This window comes from Chloroflexota bacterium, assembly GCA_035652535.1.
Taxonomy (GTDB): Bacteria; Chloroflexota; UBA6077; order UBA6077; family SHYK01; genus DASRDP01.
Window position 1 is genome coordinate 140,907 of the sequence record DASRDP010000058.1, and the last position, 9,158, is coordinate 150,064.

Genomic DNA, 9,158 nt, shown 5'->3' on the forward strand with positions numbered 1-9,158 from the left:
ATCAGCCGACCGCCGCCCGCGCCGAGACCATTTGACGACCCGTCGCCCGAACGACTGCATCGAGCGACTGCATCATGTCAGCGAAGTTCTCATACGTGAGGGCCTGCGGGCCATCGGACCACGCATGATCCGGATCCGGGTGGACCTCGACGATGATCCCGTCGGCGCCCATTGCCGCCGCGGCCATCGCCATGGGCTTCACGAGGTACCACTTCCCCGTGCCGTGGCTCGGGTCCGCGATGATGGGCAGGTGCGTGAGGCGACGAGCCATGGCGATGGCGGACAGATCCAGCGTGTTGCGCAGCATCGTCTCGAAGGTGCGGATGCCCCGCTCGCAGAGCATCACGTTCTTGTTGCCCTCGGCCAGAATGTACTCGCTCGCCATCAGCCACTCTTCGATGGTGGCGGACATGCCGCGCTTCAGCATCACCGGCTTGCGTGACTGACCCACCCGTCGCAGCAACGGGAAGTTCTGCATGTTGCGGGTGCCAATCTGGAACACGTCGGTGTACTGCTCGACGAGGTCGACGTCTCCCGGCTCCATCACCTCGGTAATCACGGGCAGGCCGCTTTTGGCGCGGGCTTCGGCCAGGTATTCGAGCCCCTCCTCGCCGAGTCCCTGAAAGCTGTAGGGCGACGTGCGGGGCTTGAACGCGCCTCCCCGCAGGAGGCGCGCACCGTGGGCGGCGACCGCCTGCGCCGTGCTAACGACGTGGTCGCGACTCTCGACTGAGCACGGACCGGCCATCACCACGAAATCGCCGCCTCCGATCTGGATGCCACTGACGTCGATGACGGTGTCCACCGGCTTGAAGTCACGGCTGGCCAGCTTGTAGGGCTTGGAGATGCGCGTGGCGGACTCCACTCCAGGCATCGCTTCGAAGTGCTCCTGGTAGTCGGGCGGGAAACCGGTGCCGATGACGCCGATCACGGTCCGCTCGGCGCCATGAGAAACCTCGGCCTGCCAACCGTCTTGCTCGATGCGTGCGATGACGCGCTGGACGTCCTCGCTGGTAGCCGTCTTGCCCATTACGATGATCACCCGTATCCTCCCGAATTTCTCCGCGTGCTGCGTTATCCACTGTTGCCTTCGCCGTCGGGCAAACAAAAAAGCAGCCCGCCGGCGGCGGCTGCTTTTGCGACACAGGGCTCGTTGATCAGAGTTATCTGACCGCCGGCACCTCCCCGTGCCGCGGACTAAAGTAATATGCATATCCGTACAGTCGGCGAATCATCGCGTCACGCTCAATGGAACTTGTTGCGCAGTATACGGGCTGCCGGCGTGGCGCGTCAAATGTTGCTATCGGCAAGCGTGTCGCGCGCACCGGCGGGGGGCGGGCTGCCGCGATCGCCATCGGAATTTCGCGGCGACGCGAGGCCGTCGAGAGGCGCCGATTGGAGCGACACCGGCGGCGCCGACGCGCTCGGCGCCTCAATCGACAGGCGAACGTGCGAGCGCGCCTGGGCCTCCTCGAACCGACGGAGCGCGAAGACCGCCGCGAAGGCGACTGCGCCGAGGATCGCCGTCACCATGATCAAGCCGTCCACGCCGGCCGCCGCCGCGAACGGCGATCCGAGCGCGCCGCCCGCCATCTGCCCGAGCCCGAGAATGACGGAGTAGAGACCCATCACCGCGCCGCGCTGGCGCACGGTCTCTTCGGAGATGTCCGCGAGATACGCCAGGGCCGCCGGAGTGAACCCGCTCACGACCGCGACACCGATCAAGAAGACGGCCACGAACCAGCCGAGCCAGCTGTGATCGCGGGCGTTGATGTGGTTGATTCCGAGTAGGGCTCCGCAGATCAGAAAGATCCCCACCACCGTTGCAAGCATGACCGTCGTCTTCCGCATCGTCCCGAGGGCACGCCCCCAGAGCACAACGCCCACGATGAACGCCACGCCGAACAGGATGAACGCGCCGCCCAGGCTGGTTCCGCTGAACGCGCCGGCGAGGGCCTGGCCCGATCGCTGCCCGCCGGTGAGCTGGAACGTCGAGTGGGTGAACCAGACGCCGATAATCGTATTGACCGCGAGCCACGCGGGCACGAATCGGAGCACCCGCGGGCGCCGCGCCAGCCGCATGACGGATATGAGAGGAGCCAGACTCGCCTCCCCCTCGGGCGCGCCAGCCTGTTGGCCCAGTCCCTGGGCGCCTGCGGGACGACGGGAGCCACGGTCGCGGACCTGCCAGAAGCAGAAGAGGCTGGCGAGGTATACGCCAGTGATGGCGACAAACGCGCCCAGGCGAATGTGGTCCCAGAGGAGACCGCCCGCAACGAACCCGCCGCCGATCCCGACCACGGTCGCCACCTCGTACCAGGCCATGACCTGGCCGCGGACGGCCGGCGATTCGGCCGTCTCGCGCGTCAGGAAGCTGAGCGTGGCCGGAGCAGAGGTGGCGGTCGAGAACCCCTCCAGCATCCGTCCCAGGACCATCGGCGCGAGGACCACCGGCCAGGCGACGAGCGCCGTCGGCCAGCCGATGAACTGAATGGCGACCGCGCCAAAAACAGGGCCCGCGATCATGAAAATCCGTCGGCCGTACCGGTCGCTGAACACGCCGAACACCGGTGCGCCCAGCAGCTCCGTCGCATAAAAGCTGATGGCCAGAATGCCTATCGTGATGGGCCGAACGCTGGACCCCGAGCGATTCATGCTGGCGAGCACCAATCCGAGGAGCACGCCCGTCGCCGAATTTCCAAGCCGGAGGAGGACGTTGCCCAGTATGCACGCGACGGTTGCCTGGATTCGGTCAGCGGGCAGGCCCGGCATCAGTGTTCCCCCCGAGGCGGGCCGGCGAACGCGATGGCGCACTCGCGCACCAGCTTGGCGGCCGCGATGGACGTGACGTCGTTCACGTCCGCCGCGGGCAGAACCTCCATCACGTCGACGCCGATCACGCGCAGCCCACGGAGCGAGTGGATCATCGAGAGCAGCTCGGCAAACGTTGCGCCACCGGGCTCCGGGCACCCGGTCCCCGGGGCGCACGACGGATCGAGAACGTCGATGTCGACGGAGAGGTAGAGTGGGCGATCCGCGAGCCACCGGCGCAGCCCGGCGGGAATGGCGAGGTCAGCCGTCGAGTGCCGACACTGCCGCGCCAGCGCGAACTCTTCCCGAGTTCCGGAGCGGATGCCAAGCTGGACGATCCGATCCATGCCCAACGCGTCCGCGATGCGCCGCATCACCGTCGCATGGGACAGTCGCTCCCCTGCGTAGGCGTCGCGAAGGTCCGCGTGGGCGTCGACCTGGACGACGGCCAGGTCCGGAAAGACGCGCAAAGCCCCACGCACGGCACCCACCGTCGCCGTGTGCTCGCCGCCGAGAAGGATCGGCACCGCTTCGGGCGCGACCGATGCGATGGCCTGCGCCACCTTGTCGAGCGCGCATTCCACGTCATCGGCGGCTATGGGGACGTCGCCCAGGTCGGCAAGCGCGACGTCCTCCAGATCCGCGCCCAGAAGCGGGCTGTACATCTCAAGCACGTCTGATACGGCGCGAATTCGCTCCGGCGCTTCGCGGGTCCCGCTCCGAAACGATTCCGTCCGGTCGAGGGGCGCACCGATGATCACCGCGCGCGGACGCGCACACGTTGTGGCGCCGAGAAAGGCGATGCGGGGGGCGACGAAGTCCACGCGGCAGCTCGCTCGCGCTTACTCGAGGATGTCTGCGATGAACGGAGGAAGCGCGAACGCCGCGTGGTGGACATCGGGCGTGTAGTAGCGCGTCGGAATCGCCCCGCGGGCGAGCCGCTCGGCAATGGACTCGCGCGCCACGCGCGTCGGGTCATGACGTTTGGACCCGATGGTATAGCTCCACAGACTGCCCGGGTACCCGGGAACGATACCCAGATACGTGCGCACGAGGGGGAAGATCCGGCGCATGTTCTGCACCTGCTGCTTCAGCTCGTCGGCCATGAACAGGGGCGAGCTGCTCTGGGCGGCTAGGAGGCCGTCGTCGCACAGCGAGCGGGCCACGTCTTCGTAAAAGCTGGGTCCGAATAATCCGACAGCGGGGCCGATGGGGTCTGTCGAGTCGACGATGATCACGTCGAACTGGGCCGGATTCTCGCGCATAAAGGCGATGCCATCACCGATGACGAGGCGAGCGCGCGGGCTCTCAAAGGAGCCGCCGGACACCGATGGGAGGTACTCCCGACACGTGTCGACCACCGCTCGATCGATCTCGACCTGGACGACGTCCACGTTTGGGTGCTGGAGGACGTGGCGCAGGGCGCCGCCGTCCCCTCCGCCCACGATCAGCACTCGCCTGGGCGCTGGATGGGACATCAGGGGCACGTGGACCAGCATCTCGTGGTACATGAACTCGTCGAACTCGGACGTTTGGAGGGCGCGATCGAGAACGAGCACCCGCCCAAAGGGCTCCGTGTCCAAGATCTCCAAGTCCTGGAAGCCGGTGTTGAAGGAGGCCAGCCGCTCACGGACGCGAATGCCGTGAGCGAATCCGCCACGCTCGGCCTCGAAGTACCAGTCGCCAGGTTCTCCCAGGAGGTCCATCAAGCTACTCGACCACGATGCCGCGGACGATGTGCATCATTTGGATGCGCTCCGGGGAGAAATGTTCGCGCACCGCTTCGATGGCGCCGCCCATGTCGCGCTCTTCGCCACAGGTGAAGACGTCGACGGCGGCGTAGCCATGTTCCGGCCAGGTATGGATCATGATGTGGGACTCGGCGACGATCGCCACGCCCGTCACGCCAATTGGGGAGAAGGGGTAGACGCGAAGATCGAGGAGCGTGACCTTGGTGGCTTCGACAATGTCGCGCAGCGCCTGGTCCACCACTTCCGGCGCGTTGAGGTTGGTGCATCCCCACAGCTCGAGCACCAGATGGGTGCCAACACCCTTCATCCGTCACCTCCACCAGAGGACTACGGCGGCGACGCTCGCACCGATGTGCTCCACGGTGTGGCTCACGGACCGTATGATGACCTCCTCCAATTCGAGACCTCGCCGCATGAACGACTCGTGAAGCATGCGCTTGACGACCGCTTCCATATCCTCCGGCCCGCCAGGTCCGGAGTGCTCCATGATCATCCCGTGGCTGCCGGCTCCGAGCCCGATTCCCACGCACGCGGTGATGAGCTGATCGGGTGTGTCGCTCTGGACTGACGTCAAGACCGCCGGCACGACGGATCCCGCCTCGATGTCGAGCGGGGCGGACACCAGCTCCGCGGTCCGAGGCGCCACGCTGGTCACTTTGACGAGGTTCCACTGGCCGATGCCGGCCGCGATCAGGGCGTTGTCGAAGGCGTTCAGCTTCGTGTCGCCCTCCGCTTCGCCGTGGGTCAGCCAGAGGACGTTGGGTGCGGAGGTTCTCATTCCCGGTTCCACCCATGCAAAAGCACCACCCCAAGGTGGCCCCCCGATCGAATCGGGGCGAAACTGGCGGTCAGCCAACCCCAGAAAATGGTGCTCGCAACGAGCTATTGCGCGCCCTTTCGACCTTCGCGATGCGGCATCCGCTCTGGCGCGCGAACGGGCCGGGTCACTTGATGCGGAAAACGCCTCCCCGCGTCGTCATCGGGCAACGGCGGCTATGCAGCCACGAGTATATCACACGTCGTTGCCGTCACTCTCGGGCGGCTCCGGCTCGCGGGGCTGGCCCCTGCGCGCGATCGTGAGGAATCCGGTGTGGCTGATCATGGAGCGCACCGGGCGCGCGGTAGCGCCACGGAACTCCCAGCGACGATAGAGCGTCTCGAACGTGTCGATCTCGGAAAATCCGCCGTTCGAGCGCAGCGCGTGGACCGTCGCCTCAACCTGCGTGATGTTCGGGACGTACGAACAGAAGATTCCGCCCGGCCTCAGCGCGCGATGGGCGTGGGGAGCGACGCGCCCAGGGTCGGGAACGTCGAGAACGATCCGGTCGAACGGACCGTCTTCGATCCCCTCGTACACGTCGCGCTGCCGGCGCGTCCAGTTGGGAGTGGGTCCGAGAAAGCCCTCGACGTTGCGCGCCGCGTGGTCGATCATGTCGTCGCGAAGATCGTAGGTGACGAGCTGGCCCTGCGCGCCCACTGCGCGAAGGAGCGCGATCGCCAGCGCGCCCGAGCCCACACCGGCTTCGAGCACCCGGGCACCTGGATAGATGTCCGCCCACATGATGAGGAACGCGAGATCTTTGGGATAGATGATCGCGCTCCGGCGGGGCATCTCCAGCAGATAGTCATGCATGCGTGGGCGATACGCCCACACGTCGCGGCCCAACCCCGTGCGGAAGCGGACGCCCTCGTCCTTTCCAATGATGTCGTCATGCCGCACAACCCCTTGGTGAAAGTGGTACTCGCCATGCTCGCGTAGGCGAAAAATGTAGTGTTTGCCCGTCCGGTCGAGGACCAGGACGAGGTCATTCGGACGGAAGGGGGCGGAAATGGCGCCTCCAGAGGCGACTGGTGTCGATGGCGAACGGCTCGACCGGATCACTCTTCCCAGTCGTCGCCGTCTTCGTCCTCGTCCGGCGGGACCGTGGACACGCTGAGGGCCGCAACCTCTCGCAGGCGGACGGCGTCGACGTAGAACTCGCCATCCCACAGATACGCAAAGGTGCGGACCGTGTCCGACCCCATCTGATGGATGAGCTCGTCAGCATAGGAGCGAATGGTGGCCTCGGTGACCGGTTCCTCGAGCGTATCGCGGACGGTTACCGTTTCCCCTGAGAGCAAGGTGAACTCGATGGAGAGAGTCTGGCCGAACGCCAATTCCTCGTCGTTCTGAAACCCGTCGCTCGTCATGTCGACCCCGCAATCTGCACAAACGCGAACCCAGTTTTCATATTCCGTTTGACAAACTGGGCAACGCTTCGTCACGATTCCTGCTCCAAATGGTCCAATCGTCTATCATACAGCGATGCCCGCGCCCCGCTGGCGTCTGGCAATCCTACCTCCCCGAGAGCGGTCACCGTGCGGACATTGATCCCCCTCGTCGTCTTCCTTCTCATCCTGTACCTTCCCAGGTCGGCGGTCGCGGAGTCCACTGCCTGTACGCCGGACGTCGAGGCCACATCTGATTTAGGCGTCGTCGAGGAGGCGTTCAACCTTCTCACGCTCCTGTACGTCGATCGTTTGCCGCCGGGCCAACTGCTGAACCCGGCCGCGGACGCGGTCCGCGAAAAGCTCGAGCCGGAGGCGTCGGGCGAGACGGGCGTCGAGCGCGCCTCGTCGCTGGCCAATACGCCCGTCGCCACCTGGGCGGCCTTCGCCGGAGAGTATTGCGCACTCTGGACCGCGGCTCCCAACGAGATGGAGCCCGACGCCCTCGCGCACACAGCAATTCGCGCAATGGTTCGCGCCGTGGATGAGGGACACACGCGCTTTCTCACCCGCCAGATGTATGAGGATCACCAGGCCTGGGCCAACGGCGACATGCGCTACGACGGCATCGGCGCACGGCTTCGAAGCAGCCCGCTGACCATCCAATATGTGTTTCCCGAAAGTCCAGCTGCGAACGCCGGCCTGGCGTACGGCGACCAGATCATCGCCATCGACGGGGTGCCGGCCGCGGACCTTCCCGCCTCCGATGCCGTGCTGCTCATGCGGGGTGAGACCGGGTCGAGCGTTCGCCTGACGATCCAGCGGCCCGAAACCGACGGCCAGTGGGACGTCGACGTCGCTCGGGCGAAGGTGAGCATCCCCCTCGTGGAGACGCGCATGATTGGCGACGTCGCATACATGCGCATTCAGGGGTTCCCGACAACAGACCTCCCGGACACCGTGCAGTCGGATCTGCGGGCGTTCGAGGCAGCCGACGCCAAGGCGCTCGTCCTGGACCTGCGGGGGAACTCGGGCGGACGCATCGACGTTGGCAGCGAGATCGCGAGCTACTTCCTCCCCAACGAGAGCCCCATCTACCGGCAGACATCGCGCCGGGGACAGACGACGACCGCCATGTCTGGAAACGATCGCATCTGGAGCAAGCCCATCGTGGCGTTGATCGACGACGGCACGGCCTCCATGGGTGAGATCATGGCGGCGTCTCTCCAGGAGGAGGGCGTGGCGATGCTGCTGGGCTCCCAAACGGCCGGGTCGGTGGCCGGGAGCGTGGTCGTTCCCTTGAGCGATGGCGCGGCGCTTCAGGTCACGACGCTGCGGATCGACTCTGGGCTCGGCACGCCGCTCAACGGCGTGGGCGTCAGTCCGGACGTGAGCGTTGAATCACCACCGGGGGAGACGGCCGACGCACAGGACGTGGTGCTCAGCCGCGCGCTGGAACAGCTCCATGCCCAGCTCGGCGACTTGTCTCGATCGCGAGATTTCGCCGCCCCGGATCAGCGACCCCAGTAGTTGGGGGCTTGCTTCGTCATGATGACGTCGTGGGGATGGCCTTCGTCGAGCGCCGCCGTCGAAATACGGATGAAGCTGGCGCGCGTCTTCAACTCTTCGATCGTCGCGGCGCCGATGTAGCCCATCGCCGCGCGCAGCCCGCCCACGAGCTGATAGATCAAGGCTGAGAGCGCCCCTTTATACGGCACCTGGCCCTCGATCCCCTCGGCGATGAGCTTCATGCCCTGGACGCCCTCCTGGAAATACCGGTCGCGACTGTAACCCCGTTCGCGCATGGCGCCGAGGGATCCCATTCCCCGATATTCCTTGAATCGCTCGCCCTGGTGCAGCACGACTTCGCCGGGGCTCTCGTCAACACCTGCGAGGAGGCTGCCCAGCATGACCGTGTCTGCTCCCGCGGCGATGGCCTTCGCGATGTCGCCGGAGAGGCGAATCCCGCCGTCGGCGATGACGGAGACACCGCTCCCCGCGATAGCTCGCGCACAGTCGTCGATCGCTGTGAGCTGTGGAACGCCGACGCCCGTAATCACGCGCGTCGTGCAGATGGACCCTGGGCCAACGCCGACCTTGACCGCGCTGGCGCCCGCTTCGACCAGCTCATCGGCCGCGGCGCCGGTGGCAATGTTGCCGGCGATGATGGGAACCGAACAGCGGCGCTTCAGCCGCCGCACCGTCTCGACCACGTTCGCTGAGTGGCCGTGCGCCGTATCGACGACGAGCACGTCGACGCCGTTTCGCACCAGCTCCTCGGCTCGCTCCTGGGCGTCGTCGCCGACGCCGACGGCCGCGCCGACACGCAACCGGCCGTGGGGGTCAAGGGTCGCGTTCGGAAATTCGATCTGCTTCTGGATGTCTTTG

The 9,158-nt window shown here is 66.1% G+C and carries 10 protein-coding genes; 1 reads left to right on the forward strand and 9 read right to left on the reverse strand.

The window, feature by feature from the left end:
• Position 1 precedes the first annotated feature (1 nt).
• The 8 genes from aroF to VFC51_06690 all read right to left on the reverse strand — a co-directional run bounded on the left by aroF (position 2) and on the right by VFC51_06690 (position 6,752).
• Positions 2-1,042 carry a 3-deoxy-7-phosphoheptulonate synthase gene (aroF, locus tag VFC51_06655; protein ID HZT06693.1) on the reverse strand — a complete coding sequence of 347 codons (1,041 nt, stop codon included), beginning with the start codon at positions 1,040-1,042 and terminating at the stop codon, positions 2-4.
• Between the two features lie 248 nt (positions 1,043-1,290).
• Positions 1,291-2,772, reverse strand: coding sequence for an MFS transporter (locus VFC51_06660; GenBank protein HZT06694.1), 1,482 nt, complete (start codon positions 2,770-2,772; stop codon positions 1,291-1,293).
• The gene (speB, locus tag VFC51_06665) at positions 2,772-3,635 is read right to left on the reverse strand and encodes an agmatinase (protein HZT06695.1); all 864 of its coding nucleotides are present in this window, start codon (positions 3,633-3,635) and stop codon (positions 2,772-2,774) included. The genes VFC51_06660 and speB overlap by 1 nt, the downstream gene beginning before the upstream one ends.
• An 18-nt stretch (positions 3,636-3,653) precedes the next feature.
• On the reverse strand, positions 3,654-4,517 hold the full coding sequence (speE, locus tag VFC51_06670) for a polyamine aminopropyltransferase (GenBank protein HZT06696.1): 864 nt from the start codon (positions 4,515-4,517) through the stop codon (positions 3,654-3,656).
• 4 nt (positions 4,518-4,521) lie between these two features.
• Complete coding sequence (speD, locus tag VFC51_06675; protein ID HZT06697.1) at positions 4,522-4,869, reverse strand: adenosylmethionine decarboxylase; 348 nt, start codon at positions 4,867-4,869, stop codon at positions 4,522-4,524.
• A gap of 3 nt (positions 4,870-4,872) precedes the next feature.
• Positions 4,873-5,340, reverse strand: coding sequence for an arginine decarboxylase, pyruvoyl-dependent (locus VFC51_06680; protein ID HZT06698.1), 468 nt, complete (start codon positions 5,338-5,340; stop codon positions 4,873-4,875).
• Between the two features lie 234 nt (positions 5,341-5,574).
• Positions 5,575-6,444, reverse strand: coding sequence for a tRNA (adenine-N1)-methyltransferase (locus VFC51_06685; protein ID HZT06699.1), 870 nt, complete (start codon positions 6,442-6,444; stop codon positions 5,575-5,577).
• Positions 6,441-6,752 (reverse strand): hypothetical protein, encoded by a 312-nt coding sequence (locus tag VFC51_06690; GenBank protein ID HZT06700.1) that lies wholly within the window; start codon positions 6,750-6,752, stop codon positions 6,441-6,443. Before VFC51_06690 ends, VFC51_06685 begins: the two co-directional genes overlap by 4 nt.
• A gap of 168 nt (positions 6,753-6,920) precedes the next feature.
• On the opposite strand from VFC51_06690, the gene VFC51_06695 reads away from it, so the two are divergent.
• Positions 6,921-8,300: a S41 family peptidase gene (locus tag VFC51_06695; protein ID HZT06701.1), complete on the forward strand. Its 1,380-nt coding sequence runs from the start codon at positions 6,921-6,923 to the stop codon at positions 8,298-8,300.
• Here the strand turns inward: VFC51_06695 and VFC51_06700 are convergent.
• The coding region (locus tag VFC51_06700) for an IMP dehydrogenase (protein ID HZT06702.1) at positions 8,285-9,158 on the reverse strand (874 nt) is incomplete at its 5' end. The two genes, VFC51_06695 and VFC51_06700, sit on opposite strands and share 16 nt — an antisense overlap.

What these genes read in the sequence shown, in the direction of transcription:
- speE (HZT06696.1), bottom strand. Translation starts at nt 4,517, where the DNA reads ATGGACCTCCTGGGAGAACCTGGCGACTGGTACTTCGAGGCCGAGCGT.
- speD (HZT06697.1), bottom strand. Translation starts at nt 4,869, where the DNA reads ATGAAGGGTGTTGGCACCCATCTGGTGCTCGAGCTGTGGGGATGCACC.
- VFC51_06690 (HZT06700.1), bottom strand. Translation starts at nt 6,752, where the DNA reads ATGACGAGCGACGGGTTTCAGAACGACGAGGAATTGGCGTTCGGCCAG.
- VFC51_06680 (HZT06698.1), bottom strand. Translation starts at nt 5,340, where the DNA reads ATGAGAACCTCCGCACCCAACGTCCTCTGGCTGACCCACGGCGAAGCG.
- VFC51_06660 (HZT06694.1), bottom strand. Translation starts at nt 2,772, where the DNA reads ATGCCGGGCCTGCCCGCTGACCGAATCCAGGCAACCGTCGCGTGCATA.